21 protein-coding genes are annotated in these 22,058 nt (G+C 68.9%); 10 read left to right on the top strand and 11 right to left on the bottom strand.

The window, feature by feature from the left end:
• Positions 1-19: 19 nt before the first annotated feature.
• Both AAHB17_RS16610 and AAHB17_RS16605 read left to right on the top strand, forming a co-directional pair.
• The gene (locus AAHB17_RS16610; RefSeq protein ID WP_446719612.1) at positions 20-1,705 is read left to right on the top strand and encodes an FAD-dependent oxidoreductase; all 1,686 of its coding nucleotides are present in this window, start codon (positions 20-22) and stop codon (positions 1,703-1,705) included.
• A 19-nt stretch (positions 1,706-1,724) separates the two neighbouring features.
• On the top strand, positions 1,725-2,102 hold the full coding sequence (locus AAHB17_RS16605) for an NIPSNAP family protein (protein ID WP_342131753.1): 378 nt from the start codon (positions 1,725-1,727) through the stop codon (positions 2,100-2,102).
• Here the strand turns inward: AAHB17_RS16605 and AAHB17_RS16600 are convergent.
• Complete coding sequence (locus AAHB17_RS16600; protein WP_342131752.1) at positions 2,054-3,157, bottom strand: ornithine cyclodeaminase; 1,104 nt, start codon at positions 3,155-3,157, stop codon at positions 2,054-2,056. The genes AAHB17_RS16605 and AAHB17_RS16600 overlap by 49 nt on opposite strands.
• A gap of 121 nt (positions 3,158-3,278) precedes the next feature.
• Between AAHB17_RS16600 and AAHB17_RS16595 the strand changes: the two genes are divergently transcribed.
• A complete protein-coding gene (locus tag AAHB17_RS16595) occupies positions 3,279-3,698 on the top strand; it encodes an Lrp/AsnC family transcriptional regulator (RefSeq protein ID WP_342131751.1) in 420 nt (139 codons plus the stop codon).
• A 128-nt stretch (positions 3,699-3,826) separates the two neighbouring features.
• Here the strand turns inward: AAHB17_RS16595 and AAHB17_RS16590 are convergent, their stop codons facing one another.
• Positions 3,827-4,672 (bottom strand): class III extradiol dioxygenase family protein, encoded by an 846-nt coding sequence (locus AAHB17_RS16590; RefSeq protein WP_342131750.1) that lies wholly within the window; start codon positions 4,670-4,672, stop codon positions 3,827-3,829.
• Between the two features lie 13 nt (positions 4,673-4,685).
• Entirely contained in the window at positions 4,686-5,036 is a 351-nt protein-coding gene (locus AAHB17_RS16585; RefSeq protein ID WP_342131749.1) for a protocatechuate 4,5-dioxygenase subunit alpha, read from the bottom strand.
• Positions 5,037-5,110: 74 nt separating this feature from the next.
• Here AAHB17_RS16585 and AAHB17_RS16580 point away from each other — a divergent pair, with 74 nt between their 5' ends.
• The 5 genes from AAHB17_RS16580 to AAHB17_RS16560 all read left to right on the top strand — a co-directional run bounded on the left by AAHB17_RS16580 (position 5,111) and on the right by AAHB17_RS16560 (position 12,123).
• Positions 5,111-6,031, top strand: a complete 921-nt coding sequence (locus AAHB17_RS16580) for a LysR family transcriptional regulator (RefSeq protein WP_342131748.1) — start codon at positions 5,111-5,113, stop codon at positions 6,029-6,031.
• Between the two features lie 336 nt (positions 6,032-6,367).
• A complete protein-coding gene (locus AAHB17_RS16575; RefSeq protein ID WP_342131747.1) occupies positions 6,368-7,699 on the top strand; it encodes a TolC family protein in 1,332 nt (443 codons plus the stop codon).
• A complete protein-coding gene (locus tag AAHB17_RS16570; RefSeq protein ID WP_342131746.1) occupies positions 7,696-10,008 on the top strand; it encodes a type I secretion system permease/ATPase in 2,313 nt (770 codons plus the stop codon). The genes AAHB17_RS16575 and AAHB17_RS16570 overlap by 4 nt, the downstream gene beginning before the upstream one ends.
• Positions 10,005-11,207 carry an HlyD family efflux transporter periplasmic adaptor subunit gene (locus AAHB17_RS16565; RefSeq protein WP_446719611.1) on the top strand — a complete coding sequence of 401 codons (1,203 nt, stop codon included), beginning with the start codon at positions 10,005-10,007 and terminating at the stop codon, positions 11,205-11,207. The genes AAHB17_RS16570 and AAHB17_RS16565 overlap by 4 nt, the downstream gene beginning before the upstream one ends.
• An 82-nt stretch (positions 11,208-11,289) precedes the next feature.
• On the top strand, positions 11,290-12,123 hold the full coding sequence (locus AAHB17_RS16560; RefSeq protein ID WP_342131745.1) for a creatininase family protein: 834 nt from the start codon (positions 11,290-11,292) through the stop codon (positions 12,121-12,123).
• Here AAHB17_RS16560 and AAHB17_RS16555 read toward each other — a convergent pair.
• The 8 genes from AAHB17_RS16555 to AAHB17_RS16520 form a co-directional block, all read right to left on the bottom strand.
• Entirely contained in the window at positions 12,120-12,791 is a 672-nt protein-coding gene (locus AAHB17_RS16555; protein ID WP_342131744.1) for a histidine phosphatase family protein, read from the bottom strand. The two genes, AAHB17_RS16560 and AAHB17_RS16555, sit on opposite strands and share 4 nt — an antisense overlap.
• A 65-nt stretch (positions 12,792-12,856) precedes the next feature.
• Positions 12,857-13,822 carry a threonine dehydratase gene (locus AAHB17_RS16550; RefSeq protein ID WP_342131743.1) on the bottom strand — a complete coding sequence of 322 codons (966 nt, stop codon included), beginning with the start codon at positions 13,820-13,822 and terminating at the stop codon, positions 12,857-12,859.
• Between the two features lie 4 nt (positions 13,823-13,826).
• The gene (locus AAHB17_RS16545; protein WP_342131742.1) at positions 13,827-14,519 is read right to left on the bottom strand and encodes a VOC family protein; all 693 of its coding nucleotides are present in this window, start codon (positions 14,517-14,519) and stop codon (positions 13,827-13,829) included.
• Complete coding sequence (locus AAHB17_RS16540) at positions 14,516-15,355, bottom strand: PhzF family phenazine biosynthesis protein (RefSeq protein WP_342131741.1); 840 nt, start codon at positions 15,353-15,355, stop codon at positions 14,516-14,518. Before AAHB17_RS16540 ends, AAHB17_RS16545 begins: the two co-directional genes overlap by 4 nt.
• Positions 15,352-15,969 carry a glutathione S-transferase family protein gene (locus tag AAHB17_RS16535; protein WP_342131740.1) on the bottom strand — a complete coding sequence of 206 codons (618 nt, stop codon included), beginning with the start codon at positions 15,967-15,969 and terminating at the stop codon, positions 15,352-15,354. The genes AAHB17_RS16540 and AAHB17_RS16535 overlap by 4 nt, the downstream gene beginning before the upstream one ends.
• Positions 15,970-15,989: 20 nt before the next feature.
• Positions 15,990-17,168, bottom strand: coding sequence for an aminotransferase-like domain-containing protein (locus tag AAHB17_RS16530; protein WP_342131739.1), 1,179 nt, complete (start codon positions 17,166-17,168; stop codon positions 15,990-15,992).
• A complete protein-coding gene (locus AAHB17_RS16525; RefSeq protein WP_342131738.1) occupies positions 17,165-18,106 on the bottom strand; it encodes a DMT family transporter in 942 nt (313 codons plus the stop codon). Before AAHB17_RS16525 ends, AAHB17_RS16530 begins: the two co-directional genes overlap by 4 nt.
• Positions 18,103-18,702 (bottom strand): LysE family translocator, encoded by a 600-nt coding sequence (locus tag AAHB17_RS16520; protein ID WP_342131737.1) that lies wholly within the window; start codon positions 18,700-18,702, stop codon positions 18,103-18,105. The genes AAHB17_RS16525 and AAHB17_RS16520 overlap by 4 nt, the downstream gene beginning before the upstream one ends.
• Positions 18,703-19,157: 455 nt before the next feature.
• On the opposite strand from AAHB17_RS16520, the gene AAHB17_RS16515 reads away from it, so the two are divergent.
• Positions 19,158-20,123 (top strand): OmpA family protein, encoded by a 966-nt coding sequence (locus AAHB17_RS16515; protein WP_342131736.1) that lies wholly within the window; start codon positions 19,158-19,160, stop codon positions 20,121-20,123.
• A 143-nt stretch (positions 20,124-20,266) separates the two neighbouring features.
• Positions 20,267-22,058: Ig-like domain-containing protein (locus AAHB17_RS16510; RefSeq protein WP_342131735.1), on the top strand; the 1,792-nt coding region annotated here is incomplete at its 3' end.

Below are 22,058 nucleotides of genomic sequence, written 5' to 3'. Positions count from 1 at the left end.
AGATTTTGAGGAGACCGACATGAAGACCGAATACGACCTCATCGTGGTGGGCTCCGGCGCCGCCGGGCTGGCCACCGCCATCACCGCCAAGAAGCGCGGGCTGGACGTGGTGGTGCTGGAAAAAGAACCGGTGTTCGGTGGCACCACCGCGCTGTCGGGCGGTGTGTTGTGGATTCCGCTGGGCCCGCATGGCCGCCAGCAGAACCCGGCCGACACGCGCGAGGCGGTGCGCCGCTACATGATGGAAGAAACCGGCGTTTTCTATGACGAAGCGGCGGTGGACGCCTTTCTGGACAACGGGCCCAGGATGGTCGAGTTCTTCGAGCGCGAGACCGCGATGCGCTTCGTGCCCACGCTCTACCCCGACTACCACCCCGACGCGCCCGGGGGCGTGGACCTTGGCCGTTCCATCCTGGCCGCGCCCTACGACATCCGGGGGCTGGGGGCCGACATGCCGCGCCTGAAGCCGCCTCTCAAGACCATCACCTTCATCGGCATGATGTTCAACTCGTCGAACGCCGATCTCAAGCACTTCTTCCAGGCCACCAAGTCGCTGACTTCCTTCCTCTACGTGGCCCGGCGCCTGGCGACCCACATCAAGGAACTGCTGGTCTACCGCCGTGGCATCAACGTCACCAGCGGCAACGCGCTGGCCGCGCGGCTGGCCCAGTCGGCGCTGGACCTGGGCATCCCCATCCTCACCAGCACGCCGGCCCAGGGCCTGGCGCTCGAGGGCGACCGCGTGAGCGGCGTGCGCAGCGCGTCGGGCACGCTGCGCGCGCGCCACGGCGTGGTGCTGGCCTGTGGTGGGTTTCCGCACGACGCCAAGCGCCTGGCCCAGGCCTACCCCCACGTCCAGCGCGGCCACCAGCACCTGTCACCCACCCCGACCAGCAACACCGGCGACGGTGTCAACATGGCGGAGCAGCTGGGCGGTGTGGTGGACATCCGTTTCAAGGACGCCGCCGCCTGGATGCCGGTGTCCCGCGTGGACTACGGCCGCGGCGAGGTCGGCGTGTTTCCGCACCTGCTGGACCGCTACAAGCCCGGCATCATCGGCGTGCTGGCCAACGGCCGGCGGTTCACCAACGAGTCCAACTCCTACCACGACGTGGGCGCCGCCCTGGTGCGCGCCTGCGAAGGCCGGGCCGAGACGGCCATGTGGCTGGTGTGCGACAAGACCACGCTGGCCAAGTACGGCATCGGTTTCGTGAAACCCGCGCCCATGCCCATTGGCAAGTTCCTGCGCAATGGCTACCTGATCCAGGGCCGCACACTGGCCGAACTCGCGAAGAACGCGGGCATCGATCCGGCCGGCCTGGAGCAGACCGTGCGCGACTACAACGTCGGCGCGGTCAAAGGCGAAGACCCGGCCTTTGGCCGCGGCCGCACCAGCTTCAACCGTTACCTGGCCGATCCGGCCCACCAGCCCAATCCCTGCGTGGCGCCGGTGGCCAACGGGCCGTTCTACGCCGTCAAGGTGATCATGGGCGACCTCGGCACCTTCGACGGCATACAGACCAGCGTGGTGGGCGAGGTGCTGCGGCGCGATGGCTCGGCCATCGCCGGCCTGTACGCCGTGGGCAACGACCGCGCCAGCATCATGGGCGGAAACTACCCGGGCGCGGGCATCACCCACGGACCGAACATGACTTTTGGTTTTGTGACCGGCAACCACATCGCGGACCTGGTCGCGGCCCACTGAACGCACCGAGAGGACGGCCATGAACGCCACCGACCTGCCCCTGATCGACCACCGCTGCTACACCATCGCGCTGCGCAAGATGCCCGAGTTCATCGAGGTCTTCAACCGCCTGGCCATGCCGGTGCTGATGCAGACACTGGGCCACCCGCTGGGCTTCTACACCAGCCTGGTCGGGCCGCAGAACCAGTTTGTGCACCTGTGGGCCTACGAGAGCCTGGCCGACTACGAGCGGCGTTGCCACGCGCGTGACACCCACCCGGACTTCCCGGCCTACCTGGCCGCCTCTAGCCACCTGATCACCGCGCAGGAGACGCGGCTGATCCGTGCGCTGGGCCCTGAGGCGCTGCCTCAGGCGTGGGCGGGCGCCGTGACGACGGCGCGCGGCACCGCCGGCTGACGCAGTGACGCAAACAGGTTCTTGGGGTCGGCCAGTTCGGGGATGAGCTGCAGCGTGTCGCCCAGGCCCAGTTCGGCCGCGGTGTCGCGCACGAAGCGCAGGGCCGAGAAGTCCTCCAGCGCAAAGCCCACCGAGTCGAACACGGTCACCGCATGGTCCGAGGCGCGACCGGACCGCTGACCGGCCAGCACCTGCCAGAGCTCGGTCACGGCGAAGTCGGCCGGCAGCTGCTGGATGTCGCCTTCCACGCGGGTTTGCGGCGTGTACTCCACAAACACCTGGGCCTGCCGCAGCACGTCGGCGTGCAGCTCGGTCTTGCCCGGGCAGTCGCCGCCCACGGCGTTGAAGTGCATGCCGGGCTCGACCATGTCGGGGGTGATGATGGTGGCGTTGGTCTTGTCGGCCGTGACGGTGGTGACGATGTCGGCGCCCCGCACCGCTTCGGCCGTGCTGCCACACACGCTCACGTCCAGGCCGCTGCCGGCCAGGTTGGCCACCAGTTTGGCGCTGGCGCGCGGGTCCACGTCGAACAGCCGCAGGGTGGTGATGCCGACCAGGTGCTGGAAGGCCAGGGCCTGGAATTCGCTCTGCGCGCCGTTGCCGATCAGGGCCATCACGCGGCTGCCGGGCCGGGCCAGGGTGCGCGCGGCCAGGGCCGACATGGCGGCCGTGCGCAGCGCGGTGGTCAGGGTCAGTTCGCTCAGCAGCAGCGGGGCGCCGGTGTCCACATCGGCCAGGACGCCAAAGGCCATCACGGTGGACAGGCCGATGCGGGTGTTCCTGGGATGGCCGTTGACGTACTTGAAGCTGTAGAGCCGGTCGTCGGCGATGGGCATGAGCTCGATCACGCCGTCACGCGAGTGGTTGGCCACGCGGGCCGATTTGTCGAAGGCGGGCCAGCGCAGAAAGTCGGCGTGGATGTTGTCTGCGATGCCACGCAGGCTCTGGGCCAGGCCCTTGCGGCGCACCAGTTCGGCCACGGCGGGGGCGCTGAGGTAGGTGGTGTCGGTGGCGGGGCGGGTGGCCGGGCGGGTGGTGTGGTGGGAGGCGTTCATGAGAGGCTTTCGGTCGGTGGACAGAGTCTCTCGCTCGGCCATGTCAAAGTAAATCGCCAGTTAAGCCTTCTTTTTGGTAAAAAAATAGCAAAACGGTAGAGTTCATTGCCAAAATGGCGAAATGGACAGCACAGACCAAGCCCTGATCGCGCTGTTGCGCCAGAACGCCCGCTGGAGCGTGGCCGACCTGGCGCACAAGCTGGGGGTGTCGCGCGGCACCGTGACCAACCGCATGCGCCGGCTGGAGGACGATCAGGTCATCGTGGGCTACACGGTGCGCCTGCGGCCCGAGGCCGAGCCCGAGCGCATACGCGCGTGGATGGGGGTGCTGGTGGAGGGCAACCAGACGCGCCAGGTGATCGCCAGCCTGCTGGGTGAGCCCGGCGTGTCGGCCTTGCACGACACCAATGGCCGCTGGGACCTGCTGGCCGAGCTTGAGGTGCGCAGCATGGGCGAGCTGTCCCAGGTGCTGGAGCGCATCCGCCTGATCAGCGGCATACGCAGCACAGAGACCAGCATCCACCTCTCCAGTTACAGGTAGCCCACCCCCGTTTCTCGCTCACTTCGTGTAGCTCGAATCCCCCCTCAAGGGGGCGACACCGGCCGTCCGGCAGAGCCGGCCCGGCGGTGTCCCCGGGTAAGACACGGATTGCCTACCGCGTTGGGGCTTTATTCACACGCCAGCGCCATCAAGCCGGTGGCGGTGTTGGAGATGGGGATGTGGTAGTTGCGGTGCACCTCGCGCACCGCGTGTCCGCCGGCCGTGCCCAGGGCCGCGCGCATGGCCAGCCACATCAGCAGCTCCACCCCCTGCGTGCCGGTCTTCTCCACCAGCTCCAGCACCGAGAAGCGCGTCGCCCACTGCGGGTTGCTCACCAGGCTGTCCATGAACTGCAGGTCGAAGGCCTTGTTGATGAAGCCGGCGCGTTCGCCGTCGAGCTGGTGCGACAGGCCACCCGACGCGATCACCGCCACCTTCTTGGGGCTGTCCCAGCTGCGGATGGCCTCGCCCACCGCCTCGCCCAGCGCGAACACACGTTTGGCTGAGGGCAGCGGGAACTGCACCGTGTTGATGGCCACCGGCACGATGGTGACCGGACAGTCGCCGGGCCAGAACAGCTTGAGGGGCAGGGTGCAGGCGTGGTCGACCAGCATCTCCTGGCAGGTGGTGATGTCGAATGCTTTGTCCACAAGGGTGTTGATCAGGTGCCAGGACAGGTCGAGCTCGCCGGCGATGGGCGCCGTGGTCGGGATGCCCCAGCCTTCGTCGGCGTTGCGGTATTCGGCCGCCGCGCCGACCGCGAAGGTCGGCATCTTGTCGAGGAAGAAGTTCAGGCCGTGGTCGTTGTAGAACACCACCACCACGTCGGGGCGCTGCTCGCCCAGCCAGTCGCGCACCGGCGGGTAGCCGTCGAAGAAGGGTTTCCAGTAGGGTTCCTGCTGCAGGCCCTTGGCGATGGCGTTGCCGATGGCCGGGATGTGCGAGGTGGCGAGACCGCCGATGAGTTGTGCCATGGTGGGGTGTCCTTTACTGGAATGCCGCGTCGCGCAGCTTGGCCTGGAAGGCTTCTTTGCTCATGCCGGTCTGCTGGGCGCCGATGTCCTGCATGTCGAGTTTGAAGATGCCGGCGAACTTGGCCAGGTAGTAGGCGTTGCCGCCGGCGGCGATGAGCTGCAGCACCTGGCGCGAACGGATGGCGGCGGCCTGTTCGTCGCTCAGGCCGTAGCGGCGCATGTAGCCTTCCTCGTCGGCCAGGAAGGCGGCGCGGTTGGCCGCGTCGTTGAAGGAAAAACACATCTTGTTGAGGGCGTAGCCCTTGCGGGCCTGTTCGCCGTCGAACGGGGTGGTGCCGGGGATGCGGATCGGGGGGTGGGGCATGGGGGTCTCCTTGGATGCCCCGCAGTATCGCGATCCTGTTGCCACAGATAAAGCGATGCGTCATCATGTGACACATGAGCAAAACAGATGGATCAGCTTGGGACGCCCGCTTGCTGCAGCTGCTGGTGGCGGTGGTGGACGCGGGCTCCATCACCGGGGCGGCGCAGCAGCTGGGGGTCACGCAGTCGGCGGTCAGCCACCTGCTGGACAAGCTGCGCGCCATCACCGGCGATCCCCTGTTCGTCAAGTCGGGCCGTGGCATTGTGGCCACCGCGCGCGCCGAGGCCCTGGCACCGCGGGCGCGCGAACTGCTGCGCGAGCTGCAGCAGTTCGCGCAGTGGGGCGACTTCGATCCCGCCCAGTGGCGAACCACGCTGACCATCGCCGCCAACGACTTCCAGCGCGACCTGCTGCTGCCCGCTCTGGCCCTGCGCCTGCGCGAGCAGGCGCCGCAGGTGCTGCTGCGGGTGGTGCCCTCGGCCGTGCCGCGACTGGACATGCTGCGTGCCGACGAATGCCAGCTGGTCATCAGCCCGCGCCCGCCGGACGGCAGCGACATCGTGCAGAAGCGCCTGTTCGAGGACCGCTACCGCGTCTTCTACGACCCGGCTGTGCGCGCGGCGCCGCGCCACCGCGCCGACTACCTCGCGGCCGACCACGCCACCGTGGTCTACGAACCCCGGCGCAGCCTGGACCTGGACCAGCACTTGGCCGCGCAGGGTGTGTCGCGGCGTTTTGTGGTCATGGTCCCGGGCTTCAGCGCCTTGCCGGCCTTCATGCTGGGCACGCCGCTGCTGGCCACCGTGCCGGGCCTGCTGGCGCTGCACACGCTGGCTGGCCTGGCGCATGTGAAGCCGCCGCTGCCGTGCCCGACCATGCCCATGTACCTGATCTGGCACCAGCGCTACAGCCAGGACCCGGCCCACCGCTGGCTGCGTGGCCAGCTCGACGCGGTGGTGGCGCAGGCGCGCCGCGCGGGGCGGCTGGGACCTTGAACGGCATGTGGATGTGTGCATTGAATGTTAATCAATGTCACATCCAAGCCGGTGCACACTCGGATGTGCCGAACGGTACTTGCGCGGTCGCCTGGACCGTCACTACAATGTAAAAAGCAAGTGGTTGGTGCTTAACGGTCTGTCAAAGCCGACGCACACAACCGGCATAAAAAAAGCGCTCGCGACAGGGCGTTCAGGGAGTAGAAAAAAATGAAACATCGCATGCCCTTTGCGGGCAGGCGGCTGTGGGCGCTGTGTTTGCAGGGCTTTGCGGTTGCCAACGTCTGTGCCCAGTCCGGGCCGGACTGGACATCCCCTTCAGGTGCCTTGGGCTTCATGCGGCCCCCAGCGGTCCAGGCCGCCGGGCCGGTGGGCGCACAGGCCATGTCACAGGCGGTGCTGCGCGCACCCGCCCCATCCCCGGTCAGTGCTTCCCGCGGCGTCGAGCTCGGTGCCGAGCTGGACCTGGTGCGCGCCGTGCAGGCGGCCGTGGCCTGGCAGCCGGCCATTGGCGCGGCGGTGGCCCAGGTGGCGCAGCAGGGCAGTGGCGTCGAGGTGGCGCGGGCGGGTTACATGCCGGCCTTCCAGGCCGGCTTGAACGCCGGGCGCCAGTCGGTGTCGGCCACCGGGCCGTCGGCCTCGCTGGCGGCCTCGCAGATGCTGTACGACTTTGGCAAGGTGGGCAGCCAGGTCAACGAGGCCGAGGCCGGCGTGCGCCGCGCCCAGGCCGAGGTGCTGCTGCAGATCGACACCGTGGCGACGCAGGCGGCCCTGGCGGTGGTGGAGCTCAGCCGCTACCAGGCGCTGGAAAAGATCGCCACCGAGCAGGTGGCCGCGCTCAACGACGTGGCGCGAGTCACCGATCTGCGGGCCCAGCTGGGCGCCAGCACCAAGGTGGACCCGGTGCAGGCACGTGCCCGCGTGCAGGCGGCCCAGGTCTACGGTTTGCAGCTGCAGTCGCAGTCCCGACAGTGGCGGGCGCGGCTGATTTCCCTGGTGGCCGGGGCCTTGCCCGAGCGGGTGGCGCCGCTGCCGGCCGCGCGCCTGGGGGCGGCGCTGGCCACGCCGGCCACGGCCCAGGCCTGGCCGGCGGTGCTGGTGGCCGAGGCCGAGCGCCAGGCGCTGCTGGCCCGGCTCGACGGCACCCGCGCGGCCCGCAAGCCGACCGTGTCGCTCGAGGCCTCGATGAGCCGCTACCTGAGCGGCCAGGTCAACGGGCGCAGCGGCGACCATGGCCTGTTCGTCAAGCTCAGCAGCGCCACCTTCCAGGGCGGCGCCATGGCGGCCCAGGAGCAAGCCGCCGCGCAGGCGGTGCTGGGGGCCGAGGCCCGGGTGGACGCCAAGCGCATCGAGATCGAGGACAAGCTCAAGGGCTTGCGGGAACGCATCGATGGCCTGGTCGCCTTGCGCGAACCGCTGCTGCAACGCCAGCGCAGCATCACCGACACCCGCGGCCTCTACCGCGAACAGTACCTCTCGCTGGGCACCCGCAGCGCGCTGGACCTGCTCAATGCCGAGCAGGAGATCGCGCAGGCGGCTTTTGACGTCGCCCAGAACCAGCACGACCTGTGGTCGGCCTTGGTCAACTACATCGAGGCCAGCGGCCAGGCCCGCGACGTCTACGAGATCAACCACAACCAGGTGCAGGGCTTGGAGGTGCTGCCATGAACACGAACGAAACGCTGCGGCCGCCCGCCCAGGCCGACGCTGCCACCACCCAGGCGACGGCCGATCCGGCGGCGTCGCAGGTGCACCCGCGTGCGCGGGCCTGGCTCGACGCGCTGCTGGCGGTGGCCCGTCACTACCGTGTCGAGGGCTCGCCCGAGCGCGCCAAGGTCGAGGCGGACTGGCTGGCGCGCGACGTGCCGCTGGACGAGCTGGTGGACCACATGGGTCGCCAGCTGGGCCTGGCGGTGGTCTTTGAGCGCTTCAGCCGCGACATGCTGGATCCCTGGCGCCTGCCCCTGATTGCCGATCTGGGTGGCCAGCAGTTGGCGGTGATCGAGAAGGTCGGCGCCTCGGGCGAGGTCAGCCTGCGCCTGAGCGGCGAGCATGGGCTGCTGACCACGCTCAGCACGGCCGAGCTGGAAGGCCGCGTGCTGCGGGTGCTGCTGGCCAAGCCCGTGGCCTCGGTGCCCGACGCGCGCGTGGACGACTACATCCGTCCCTACCGTGCCAACTGGTTCTGGCAGATGGCCTTGCGCGACTGGCCGCGTTACGGCGACGTGATGGTGGCGTCGCTGGTGGCCAACGTGCTTGCCATGGGCTCCATGCTGTTCAGCATGCAAATTTACGACCGCGTGATCCCGGCGCAGTCCGAACACACCTTGTGGGTGCTGCTGGGCGGGCTGCTGCTGGCGGTGCTGTTCGGCTTTGCCATGCGCCTGGCACGCACCCACTTGTCCGACCTGGTGGGCAAGCGGGCCGATTTGCGCATTTCCGACCGCGTGTTCGGCCACGCCCTGCGCATACGCAACGACGCCCGGCCCGCGTCCACCGGCAGCTTCATCTCACAGATCCGCGAGCTGGAGCAGGTGCGCGAGCTGATCACCTCGACCACGGTCACGTCCCTGGTCGACATGCCGTTTTTCCTGCTGTTCGCCTTTGTGATGTGGGGCCTCGGCGGCCCGCTGGTGTGGGTGCCGCTGGCGGCCATCCCGCTGCTGGTGATTCCGGGCCTGCTCATGCAGCGGCCGCTGGCGCGTCTGTCGCAGGAGGGCATGCGCGAATCGTCCCTGCGCAGCGCCATGCTTGTCGAGACCGTTCAGGGCCTGGACGACATCAAGCTGCTGCGCGCGGAGCCGCGCTTCCAGGGCCAGTGGAACCACATCAACGAGGTCTCGGCCAACGTGGGCATGCGGCAGCGTTTTGTGGCGGGCCTGCTGACCAACTGGACACAGGAAGTGCAGACACTGGTGTACGCCGGTGTGCTGGTGGTGGGGGCCTACCAGGTGATGGCGGGCAACATGACCACTGGGGTCCTGATCGGCTGCTCCATCATGTCCTCGCGCATGATCGCGCCGCTGGCCCAGCTGTCGGCGGTCATGACACGCTGGCAGCAGGCCAAGGTGGCGCGCAATGGGTTGAACGAGTTGATGAAGAAGCCGGTGGACCAGCCCGAACGCAGCCAGCAGGTACACCGCCCGCAATTGCGTGGCGACTACGAGCTCAAGAACGCGCTGTTCCGCTACAGCCCGCAGGAGCCCAGTCCGATCATTTCCATCGAGCAACTGCGCATCCGCCCGGGTGAAAAGGTGGCGGTGCTCGGGCGCAACGGCGCGGGCAAGTCCACGTTGCTGCAGTTGCTGGCCGGCATGCAGATGCCGCAGGAGGGGCAGGTCATGCTCGATGGCCTCAAGCTCTCGCTGATCGATCCCTCGGATGTGCGCCGCGATGTCGCGCTGCTCAACCAGCACGCCAGCCTGTTCTACGGCAGCCTGCGCGACAACATCACCATGGGCATGCCGCACGCCAGCGAGGACGACCTGGTGCGGGCGCTGCGCCTGAGTGGCGCGGCCGCCCTGGTGCAGCAGCTCGCGCGCGGGCTCGACCACCCCATCCTGGAGGGCGGCAAGGGCTTGTCCGGCGGGCAGCGGCAGACGCTGTTGCTCGCGCGCACCTTGATCCGGGAACCCCAGGTGCTCTTGCTCGACGAGCCCACCGCCTGGCTGGACGACGCCAGCGAACGTCAGCTGATCGAGCAACTGGCGCCCTGGCTGCGCCACCGCACCCTGGTGGTGGCCACCCACCGGCCCGCGGTCTTGCAGTGGGTGGACCGGATCGTGGTGCTGGACGCCGGCCGGGTGGTGGCCGACGGCCCGCGCGACCGGATGATGGGCGGCGCCCGCGACCCGGGCGCACCGCCGGGCTCAAGGACACCACCCAGCAGCGCTGCGCCGGCCGGCGCGCCACGGCCAGGTGCGACGGTGGTCCGTCTGCCGCGCACGGAAATGTTGCCCGAAGGAGGTGCGCAATGAACGCGGTCCAACCCTCTCCTGGCGCGGTGGTGCGCCGGGGCGCGTCGGTGTCGCCAGGCAATGGCGCCTTGCCGCGTGCCTCGATGATTGTCTGGCTGGCCGTGCTCGCCGTCCTGGCGCTGGGGGCCTGGGCCTACCGTGCGCCGCTGGACGAGGTGACGGTGGGCACCGGCAAGGTGGTGCCTTCCAGCCGAGAGCAGGTGGTGCAGTCGCTCGAGGGCGGCATCCTGGCCGAACTCATGGTGCGCGAAGGCGACGAGGTGCGGGTGGGGCAGGTGCTGGCCCGGCTGGACCCCACCCGCATCGAAAGCACGGTGGGAGAAAGCGATGCCCGACTGCAGGCCGCGCTGGCCACGGCGGCCCGGTTGCGGGCCGAGGTCGGTGGCACGCCGCTGGTGTTCCCGAAATCGGTGCTGGCCGACGCCGGCCTGGTGCGGGCCGAGACCGCCTTGCACCAGTCGCGCCTGAACAGCCTGCGCGACACCGTGTTGGGGCTGGAGGAGACGCTGGCGCTGATCCTGCGCGAACTCAAACTGACCGAATCGCTGGTGGCGCAGGGGGCCGCCAGCGACGTGGAAGTGCTGCGCCTGAAACGCCAGGTGAGTGACCTGCGCACCAAGATCAGCGACACCAAGAGCCAGTACCTGGTGCGAGCGCGCGAGGAACTGGCCAAGGCCAATGCCGAGATCGAGACCCAGGGGTCCATCACACGGGGGCGCAGCGACTCGCTGAGTCGCACGGTGGTGCACTCGCCCGTCAAGGGGGTGGTCAAGAACATCGAGGTCAACACCGTGGGCGGGGTGATTCCCCCCAACGGCAAGTTGCTGGAGATCGTGCCGGTGGACGAGCAGTTGCTGGTCGAGACCCGCATCGCGCCGCGTGACGTGGCCTTCATCTACCCGGGGCAGCGGGCCATGGTCAAGGTCACGGCCTATGACTACGCCATCTACGGTGGACTGGAGGGCCAGGTCGTCAACATCTCGCCCGACACCATCCAGGACGAGGTCAAGCGCGACCAGTTCTATTACCGCGTGTACGTGCGCACCACGCAGGACCACCTCAAGAATGCCCAGGGTCGGCGCTTCCCGATCGCGCCTGGCATGGTGGCCACCGCCGACATCCACACCGGCAGCAAGACGGTGTGGGAGTACCTGGTCAAGCCGCTGAACCGCGCCCGCGAGGCCTTGCGCGAACGCTGAACCCGCCGCGTGCCCGGCGGCGCGGACATACACTCGAGGCCGGGGCGCGTGGCGTTCCGGCCTTTTCTTTGTTGTGTCCACCATGCAATTGCCATCCCGCTACTGGTCCGAACTCAGCACCCGCGACTTTGCCCGGCTGGCCGCCGCACCCGACCTGGGCGAGGTGGTGGCCGTGCTGCCCCTGGGCGCCACCGAACAGCACGGCCCGCACCTGCCGCTGGGCGTTGACACGGTGCTGGTGGACGGTGTGGTGCGCGCGGCGCTGCCCCAATTGCCGGTCAGCCTGCCGGTGCTGGTCCTGCCCACACAGACCGTGGGCCTGAGCCCGGAACACGCGCGGTTTCCCGGCACCCTGACCCTGTCCTCGCAGACGCTGATCGCGCTGTGGCGCGAGATCGGCGCCGGCGTGGCGCGCGCCGGCATCCGCAAGCTGGTGCTGTTCAATGCCCACGGTGGGCACGTGGGAGCGATGGACATCGTGGCGCGTGAGCTGCGCGCCGAACACGACCTGATCGTCTACAGCAGCAGCTGGTACAGCCTGCCGCTGGGCGACGCGGTCAACGGCCTGTTCCCGGCCGAGGAGCACCGCTTTGGCGTGCACGCCGGCGCGATCGAGACGTCCATGATGCTGGCCCTGGCGCCGCAGTCGGTGGACATGGGACAGGCCGCGAACTTCGAGTCGGCCTCGCAGGTGCGGGCACCACACCACCCCATCCTGGGCAACGGCCGCAGCGCCAAGCTGGGCTGGCAGATGCAGGACTACAACCCGCAGGGCGCGGCCGGCAACGCATTGGCCGCCACGCCGCAGAAGGGCCAGGCGCTGCTGCAGGCGGCCGCGACCCAGCTCGCGCTGCTGCTGCAGGAGGTTTCGCGCCTGCCGCTGTCCACCTTGCGCGACGGGCCCGGCACGTTCTAAGCGTAGGTCACCCAGTCGGCGTGTTCGGCGCTGTCCAGGTGGGGCAGGGTGTTGTAGGTCAGCAGCATGTGCCGTTTGGGGTTGAAGGCGAACTCGGTCACGGCGCTGTTGCGTATGCGCATGTTGAGTTCGATGGTGGTCTCGGCAGGTGTGCCCAGGATGTGACCTACCGCCGTGCTGATGGGGCCACCGCTGGACACCAGCAGCACGCGCTGGCCATGGTGGTGGCGTTTCACGTGGTCGAGCGCGCTGGTGATGCCGGCCACGAAGTCCACATAGCTGGGCATGCCCCGCGGCGTGACGGTGCCCGCCATCCATTGAGCCAGGCCGTCGCGCAGCAGGCGGAAGTGCTGGCGGTACTTCTCGGGTGTGTCGGCTTTGTCCAGCGGATGCGGGTGGACGGCGGCGATCACCGCTTCGCTGTCGTATTCGTTGAGGCCGGGCCACACCAGCGGCTCGGGCGTGGCGCCGAGGCCATCGCGTATGCCGGCCCAGGTCTGGGCGTGGCGCTTGAGGCTGCCCGTCAGCACGGCGTCAAAGCCCAGGCCCTTGGCGCGGAAATACTCGCCCAGGCGCCGGCTCTGGCGCTGGCCCAGCTCGCTGAGCTGGTCGTAGTCTTCGGCGCCAAACGAGGCCTGGCCGTGGCGCACAAGGTAGAGCTGTCCCATGGCGGCCATTGTGGCCAAAGGCGGGCCCGGGTTCCAGCGCGCGCAGTCGCGTAGGCGGCTGTCGCTCAGGTGGCTGCGCCCATCAGCACGCGGGCGAACACCTCGGCGTCCACGTTTCCCCCACACAGGGTCACACCGACCTGCTGGCCGCGCAATGCGGCACGCTCCTGCCAGGCGGCGGCAAAGGCGGCCGCACCGGCGCCTTCGGCCACGTTGTGCGTGTCGGTGAACAGGTCGCGCATGGCCTGTGCCACCGCTTCGTCGCTGACCACCACCACGTGGTCCAGGTGTTGCTGCAGGATGGCCAGCGCGTCGGCATCGGCCACCCGCACCGCCATGCCGTCGGCCAGCACCGTGTTCACGGCGGTCGGCACCACGTGGCCGGCGGCCAGCGAATCGGCGTACGTGGTGGCGCCCCCGCTGACCACACCCACCACCCGTGTGCGGTGGCCCAGCGCCAGCTTGGCCGCGATGGCGGAACACACGCCCGAACCCAGGCCGATGGGTACGTAGATCACGTCCAGGCCAGGGGCGGCGCGCAGGAATTCCCACCAGTAGGTGGCCACGCCGCGCAACAGGCTGGGGTGGAAGCTGGGCACCATGAGTGCGCCGGTGTCGGCGGCCAGCGCGGTGGCGTGTTCGCGGCTGGCCTGGAAGTCCTCGCCGTGTTCGATCAGGGTGGCGCCCAGGCTGCGCATGGCGGCGTTCTTCTCGGCCGAGTTGCCGTGAGGCACGACGATGCTGCAGGGCAGGCCGTGGGCGCGCGCTGCCCAGGCCACGCTCTGGCCGTGGTTGCCGCGGGTGGCGCTGATGACGGCCCGCGGCAGCTGGCCGGCGCGCTGCAGGTCGTCGAAAAAGGTCAACCCGCCACGGATCTTGAACGCGCCCACGGGCGTGTGGTTTTCGTGTTTGACCCAGCAGTCGGTGCCCAGCCGCTGGCTCAGCGTGGCCCAGCGGTACTGGGGCGTGGGCGGGAAGGCGCGGTAGATCACGTCGGCGGCGGCTTCGATCTCGGACAGGGTGGGCAGCATGGGTTCAACCGTACGAATGCAAGGCGCGCGGGCCGTTGGGGGTGTCGAGGGTGGCCGTGAGCCGTGGCGCACCGGCCGTGACCGCCACACCGTTCAGACCGATGGCGGCCAGCGCCTGCGCGAGGCGCTCGTGTTGGGGGTGCTGAAGCGCGAGCCGGTCGAGGCGCAGGCCGCTGGCGGCCATGCCGCGCGCAGGGTGGGTGTCGCCCCATTCGATCAGGGTGGGCAGGCAACCGTCGAGCAGGCGTTGGCCATCGTCGCGCACGCTCAGCCGCCATTGCAGCAGGCCGACCGGGGTGGGGCGCGAGGCCGCAATGGCCGGGCCACGCGCCAGGCCCAGCGCCGCCCAGGCGCGCAGCGAGGCCTCCAGATCGGGCACACGCGCCACCCAGTGGATGAGCTGCGGGCCGTGGTCGGCCAGGTGCTGCCGCAGGACAGCGTCGTCGAGGTCGAACCAGCGTTTACGCGGCGCGGTACGCGTGGGCGTGGCGGCTGGGTCGACGGCGATGATCTCCAGATAAGCCGGTGGATCCTGTGGCGCGCCATCGAAGCGCAGCAGGCGGTTGTGGGTGCCGAACAGGGCGTGTGCCCCGCCTGGGCCGGGCGTGACGCCCAGCGTCTGTTCGCACCAGGCCACGCCCTCGGCCAAGGTGCGTGCGGCCACCACCAGGTGGTCGATCGCGGCGCTGGGGCTCACAGCGTGACCTGGCCCTGGATGCAGCTCACGCTGTCGCCGCCGACCCAGATGGCGCCGTCGGCGTCGCGCTCCAGGTACACCCGGCCGGCGCGGCCCAGCACCGTGCCCTGCGCGGCGGTGTAGCGTGCCGGGGCCAGGCCGGCGCCCATCAGCCACTGTGCCAGCGCGGCGTTGAGACTGCCGGTCACGGGGTCCTCGGCCAGGCCGTTGTGGCCGGGGAAGAAGGCGCGCACTTCGAAGTCGGTGTCCTGCCCCGCCGCCTGCGCGCCGACCACGCCCACCTCCAGCCCGGCCAGCACGCTGCTGTCGGGCCGCAGCGCCAGCACCTGCTGGGCCGAACGCAGCATCACGCCGCGCCACTGGGGGCCGTTGTCGCACCAGGCGTGGGCCAGGATGTCGTCGCGCGCCACGCCCAGGCCCCGTGCGATGAGGGTCACGTCGGCCTCGGGCAGCGGACCAACCTGGCGCAGGGGCGGCGCGGCGAAGGCGAGGCGGGCGCCGTCGCGGCGGATTTTCACCAGGCCCACACCACATTCCTGCACGATCAGCTCGCCCTGTGGCACACCACCGGCCGCCAGCCAGGCGTGGCAGCTGCCCAGGGTGGGGTGGCCGGCGAAGGGCAGCTCGCGGCCTGGGCAGAAGATGCGGACCTTGTAGTCGGCGCCGGCCTGCGTGGGCGGTAGCAGGAAGGTGCACTCCGACAGATTGGTCCAGTCGGTGAAGGCCTGCATGGCTTCGGTGTTCAAGCCGCGGCCATCCAGCACCACGGCCAGCGGGTTGCCCAGGTAGGGCGTGGCGGTGAAAACGTCGATCTGTTGGAAGGGGCGTGAGGTCATGACAGCTCCAGGGACAGGACGGTGGCGGCCGGGCGTTCTTGCATGCGCCGGTACCAGGCATCGATGTGGGGGGTGGCCGGGCGCGGCTGGGGCAGGCCCCACCAGCGGTGGATTTCGCAAGCGATCACGATGTCGGCCATGCCGAAGTGTTCGCCCGCCATGTGGGGCTGCCGCGTGAGCTGGGCGTCGATCATGGCCAGCAGCGGCTCGGTGGCGGTCACGGAGGCGGCGATGGCCGTGTGGTCGCGCCGCTCGGGCGGTGTGCGTATCCACTGCACGAAGGCGGGGCCGCCGGCGCGGTTGAGCGTGGTCTGCTGCCAGTCCATCCAGCGTTCGGCGTCGAAGCGCTGGCACAGGTCGTCCGGGTAGAGCCGATCCGGCGCGTACCGGGCCAGCAGGTAGCGCACGATGGCGTTGGACTCCCACAGGACAAAGCCGCCGTCGTCGATCAGCGGCACCAGGGCATTGGGGTTGTGGGCGCGGTAGGCGGGCGTGTCGACGATGCCGAAGGCCATGCCGGCGTCCACGCGCTCGAAGGGCACGCCGGCCTCCTGGGCCGCCCAGACCACCTTGCGCACATTGATCGAACTCAGCCGTCCCCAGATCTTGAGCATGGTGGCCTCGGCGGAGTGGGTCAGCGTTGCTGCTGGAACTGGCGGATGGCCTGGGCCAGCGCCGCCACGCCGGTGCGGATTTGGTCTTCGCTGGCGGTGACGAAGGACAGGCGGATGCTGCGCGCGTCGGGCTGGTCGGCATAGAAAGCCGAGCCGGGCACGAAGGCGACGTTGTGTTCCACCGCCAGCGGCAGCAGCTTGACGGCGTCCACACCGGCGGGCAAGCGGCCCCAGAGGAACATGCCGCCATCGGGCGCGTTCCATTCGAGCAGGCCGCTGCAGTGTTCGGCCAGCGCGCTCAGCATGGCCTGGCACTGGCGCTTGTAGAGCGCGCGGATGGTGGGCACGTGGCGCTCGATGAAGCCGTCCTTGAGCACCTCGGCGACGATGCGCTGGTTGAAGCTGGGCGTGTGCAGGTCGGCGGCCTGCTTGGCCTGCAGCAGCTTGGGCATGACGGCCTTGGGCGCCACGATGTAGCCCAGGCGCAGGCCGGGCGCCAGGATCTTGGAGAAGGAGCCCAGGTAGACGCTGTTGTCGGGCACCAGCGACGAGAGCGCGGGCGGCGGCGGCGTGTCGAACCAGAGGTCGCCGTAGGGGTTGTCCTCCACCAGTGGCACGCCGGCGGCCGCCGCGGCCTGGGCCAGAGCGATGCGGCGCGCGGCGCTCATGGTGCGGCCGGTGGGGTTCTGGAAGTTGGGCAACACGTACATGAAACGCGCGCCCGCGGCCTTGGCCGTGAAGTCCGCCACGTCCACGCCTTCGGCGTCGCTGTGCACGCTCACGAATTCGGGCTCCATGGGCGTGAAGGCCTGCAGCGCGCCCAGGTAGGTGGGGGTCTCCACCAGCACGCGGCTGCCGCTGTCGATCAGCACCTTGGCGATCAGGTCCAGGCCCTGTTGCGAGCCGGTGGTGATCAGCACCTGGTCGGCACCGACCGACATGCCCTGCTTCTTCAATTCGTTGGCCACCCAGTCGCGCAGGGGGCCGTAGCCCTCGCTGGACGAGTACTGCAGCGCGGCGCGGCCGTCTTGCGCGAACACGCGGGCGGTGGCCTCGGCCATGGCCTCGATGGGGAAGGTGCTGGGCGAGGGCAGGCCGCCGGCAAAGCTGATGATGCCTGGCTTCTCGGTCACCTTGAGGATCTCGCGGATCACGGAAGGGTTCATCTTGTGGGCGCGTTGCGCCAGGGTCCAGCTCATGTGGGGCTCCTCGTGGTGTGGGTATGGGATGGGATGTGCGGCGCGGCCACGGGCATGCGTTTGCCGATGAAGACCGTGGCGACCACCGCCAGGCCGAAGCCGACGGTGGCGGCGTCCAGCGATTCACCGAGCAGCGGCACGGCGAACAGCATGGACAAAAAGGGCTGGGCCAGTTGCACCTGGCTCACGCGCACCGTGCCGCCCAGGGCCAGGCCGCGGTACCAGGCAAAAAAACCCAGCCACATGGAGAACACGGCCACGTAGGCGAAGGCGCCCCAGGCGCTGGCGGGCAGGCTTTCGGTGGGCCACGACCAGGCGGCCAGGGGCAGCGTGACGGGCAAGGCCAGCAGCAGCGCCCAGCAGATGACGTGTTCGGCCTGCATGTGCTGCGACAGGCGGGCGCCGTAGCCGTAGCCCACGGCGGCGCACAGCATGGCGGCCAGCAGCAGGGCGTCGGCCGGGTGCAGGCTGAGGCCGCCATCGCTCGAGCGCAACACGGCGTACAGCACCACCAGCGCACTGCCCAGGCCGGCGCAGGCCCAGAAGCGCAGCGATGGCCGCTGGCGGTGCAGCAGCGCGCCCACGGCGGCGGTGGCCAGGGGCAACACGCCGACGATCACGCTGGCGTGCACCGCCTCGACGTGCCGCATAGCGACCGAGGTCAGCAGCGGAAAGCCCAGCACGACACCGAACGCGGTCATGGCCAGCGGGCTCCAGTCCTGGGCCTTGGGCCAGGGAGCCCGCGTCCAGGCGAGCCACACGGCGGACAGGCCGGCCGCGGCCACCGCGCGCCCCATGGCCACGAACAGGCCCGACATCAGCGGTGCGTCGGTCGTGCCCACGGCCAGGCGCGTGAGCGGCAGCGTGAGCGCGAAGATACCCACGCCCAGCAGGCCGAGCCACATGCCGTGGGTGTGCGTGGAGGTGTGGGAACTCATCGCCAGGCCATCCACATGGCGGTGAGCACGAGCACGGCGGCCATGGCGCGGTTGAACCACAGCAGCCTGTGGCCCTGTGCCAGCCAGTGCCTCAGCAGGGCGCCCGCGGACGCATAGGCCAGGTTGCTGGCGAAGGCATACACCAGCATCACCGGCAGCACCAGGGCCACACGCTCCAGGGTGTTGTCGCGGCCAGCGATCCACCCGGCAACGATGGTGAGGGCCAGCATCCACGCCTTGATGTTGACGAACTGCAAGGCCACACCCTGGACAAAAGTCACATTCAGACGAGCGGCATCGGTCGGGCCGAGCTGCCCGCTGCCGCTGAGCTTGAGCGCCAGCCACAGCAGGTAGGCCGTGCCCGCCACCTGTATCGCCCAGTGCAGGGCCGGGATGGCCAGCACCAGGGCCCCCAGGCCGGCGCTGCAGACCAGCAGCAGCAGGCCCCAGCCCACCGGCACGGCCGACACGAAGTGCAAGGCCCCCCGCAGGCCGCGGTTGGCCGCCAGCGTGGTGGACAAGGTGGTGTTGGGGCCGGGGCTGAAGCTCATGGCGGTGGCCAGTGCCAACAATGCGGTGAATTCTTGCCAAGTCATAGTTGCGCACTTTAGCGGTCAATGCCATTACAGAACCAATACAGTTTGAGATCCATATGGGTTATCTGTAATGTTTTATTTACTAATACAGTTTGTGTGGGTTCGTGGGGGACATGTGGGATGGTGCCCGCATCGATGTCAAAAATGACGCGTGGCGTCCTGACAATCCTTTGATTTCCGACGTGGACGCGGGACACAAGATTCCGTAACATCTCGACAACGTCAAAGACGGGCATGCCATCGTTGAGATTTGGCAGCCTGTGTGGTGGCGTACAGGTGACAGGCAACAAGAGATCAGGGAAGCGCGCGAGTGGCCAACACGTCATTGTGTCTGGCGCCGCGTGGGTATGGGCGATGTGGCCACACATTCGCATGAAACTCCCCTGAGGACGGTTGGCTGTGGCCATGCTGACGCAACGGTGTTGTGCCGACGTGCAGTTTGATCAGGGGGATGCATGAAAAACAAATGGTTCAAGGTGGGTGCGTTGTTGGCTGCCGCATGGCTGGTTGCTGCGTGTTCGGTACCGGGTGGCAAATTGCAGGGGCCCGCCGGTGGCTTCACGGCCTTGCAGACCACGCAGGCCAATGAGGCCGTGCTGGTGTTCTTCCGCGAGGGCGGATCGGATGCCCGGGTGCCGTTGGTGCTTGCCAACGACCGTGTCGTCGGCTCCTTGCTGGCCGACCGTTATGCCCAGGCCAGGGTGTGTGCCGGCGCGCTGATGGCGGGCACCGCGGATCGGGCCGAAACCGTGGGTGTGCCCCGTTACCAGGCGCTGACCGCGCAGGCTGGCCAAGTCATCTACCTGCAGGTCAACGACAACCCGGCAGGCCCCTTCAGCGTGACGCCCGTGCCTGCCGAGCAGGCCCGGCAGCGCCTGGACAAGCTCCAGATGGCCTCCCACATCATCAACCGGCACGTGCCCGATTGCACGCCCAAGCAGGCTGCGGTGGTGCCGGCGGTGGCCACGCCGCCTGTGCCCGTGGTGGTGCCCACCGTGCCGGTGGTGCTCAAACGGGTGCAACTGGGGGCGGATGCGCTGTTCCAGTTCGACAAATCGGGTGAAAAGGACATGCTGCCCAAGGGGCGTGACGCGGTGGACGCGCTGGCACGCGAGATCCGTGCACAAGGTGTCCAGATCGAACGCCTGCGCGTGGTGGGCCACACGGACCGCCTGGGCACCGAAGCCTACAACCTGAAGTTGTCGCAGGCCCGTGCCGACACCGTGGTGGCGCGCCTGCGCGCTGGCGGGCTGGCCATGCCGATCGCGGCCGAGGGGCGGGGCGAACAAGAGCCCGTCACCACGCAGTGTGAAGGCCAACAAGCCAGCAAGGCCTTGGTGGCCTGCCTCCAGCCGGACCGGCGGGTGGCCATCGAGCTGATTGGCAGCGTGCCCCAGACCGGTGGCACCTTGGCGCCATGAAACACACGCCGGCCATCTGCCCACCGCAGCTGGCCGGTGACCGATCAAGAAGACAGGCCGCGACTCAGGGCACCACCCCACCGCAGGGTTGAGCGGGCGCGGACCAGGCCATAGAGCCACAAACAAAACAGGGAAGCATTCAAATGAACAAGCAATTGCAGTGGTTCGTCAACGGCACCAACGGGGAGCGTGTGGTCACGACCGTGAACACCGATGCTGGCAAGGCGGGCAAGCCGCTGGTGGTCAAGGCGCAAAGTGGCGTCACCTACGAATTGAAAGACCCGCTCAAGGGCGTGGCACCGGACCAGATGCTGGTGCGTCGGCGCAAGAACGATCTCGAGATCGTGCTGGCGGTGGAAGGCCGCGCGGAGGAGCGTGACGCGCCCGCGGACATCATCGTCGAGGACTACTTCAAAGCGGACAGTACCCGCCTGGTTGGCCTGGCCGAAGACGGTCAGTACTACACCTATGTGCCCCAGGAGGGCGAGGCTTCGCTGCTGTCGTGGAACCTGGCCAACGAGGCCTACTCGTACCACAGCCTGGGTTACAGCGATGCGAGTGCATTGCCCTGGTGGCCCCTGCTGCTGGGCGGCTTGTTGCTGGGTGCCGGTGGCGGCGGTTCTTCGTCCGCGCCGACCCGCAAGCCGCCGGTGGTCGTGATCACCGAGGACGCGAACAACGACGGCACCATCAGCAAGGAGGAACTCAACGGTCAGGTGGACGTCCGCGTCACGTTGCCGGCCGACGCCAAGGTGGGCGAAACCCTGGTGGTGCGTGACAACCAGGGCAACACCCAGCAAATCGTGCTGACCCAGCCCGACATCGACCGTGGCACGGTCGATGTCACGTTCCCGCCGCCCAGCGCCGGCACGACCCTGGTGGTGGAGGCTGAAGTCAAGGACACCGGGGGCAACCCGGGTCCCAAGGGGCAGGACACCGCGATTCTGCCGTCCGTCGAAGTGGTGGATGGGCCCTCCGTGCCTTCCCCTCCTCCCCCGTCCCCGCCTCCTCCGGTGCCACCTGCACCCGCGCCCGAGCCCGTGCCAGCACCCCCGGCCCCTGCGCCCGTGATCACGGTCAACGCGCCCGACAACACGCCCGACACCACGCCCACGATCACCGGCACCACCGACCAGCCACCTGGCAGCACGGTGACCGTGACCATCACCGACAGCACCGGCACGCCGCAGACCATCACGACCACCGTGCAACCGGGCGGCACCTACACGGTCACGCCCACAACGCCCCTGCCTGAGGGGCCCTACACCGTCGTCGCGACCGTGACCAACCCGGCCGGCATCCCCGGCACGGCCACCGACCCCGGCAGCATCGACATCACGCCCCCGTTGGTCACGGTCAACGCCCCGGACAACACGCCGGACACCACCCCGACCATCACCGGCACCACCGATCAGCCGGTGGGCAGCACCGTGACGGTGACCATCACCGACAGCACCGGCACGCCACAGACCATCACCACGACGGTCCAGCCTGGTGGCACCTACGAGGTCACGCCCACCACACCCTTGCCTGAGGGCTCGTACACGGCGACCGCCACGGTGACCGATCCGGCTGGCAATGTGGCCACGGCCACCGATCCGGGCAGCATCGACACCACGGCACCTCTGGTGACGGTGGATGCACCCGACAACACCGAAGACAAGACTCCGGCCATCACCGGCACGACCGACCAGCCGGTGGGCAGCACCGTGACGGTGACCATCACCGACAGCACCGGCACGCCGCAGACCATCACCACGACGGTCCAGCCTGGCGGCACCTACGAGGTCACGCCCACCATACCGTTGGTGGAAGGCCCGTACACCGCCGTGGCAACGGTGACCGACCCGGCCGGCAACGTTGGCACAGCGACGGACCCGGGCAGCATCGATACCCTTCCGCTGGCCCAGGCCGATGAGGCCAGCATCGCCGAAG

This window comes from Hydrogenophaga sp. OTU3427 (genome assembly GCF_038440225.1).
In the GTDB taxonomy this organism is placed as follows: Bacteria; Pseudomonadota; Gammaproteobacteria; order Burkholderiales; family Burkholderiaceae_C; genus Hydrogenophaga.
The sequence above is the reverse complement of the archived record's forward strand: the minus strand, read 5'-3'. Positions and strand labels throughout refer to the sequence as shown.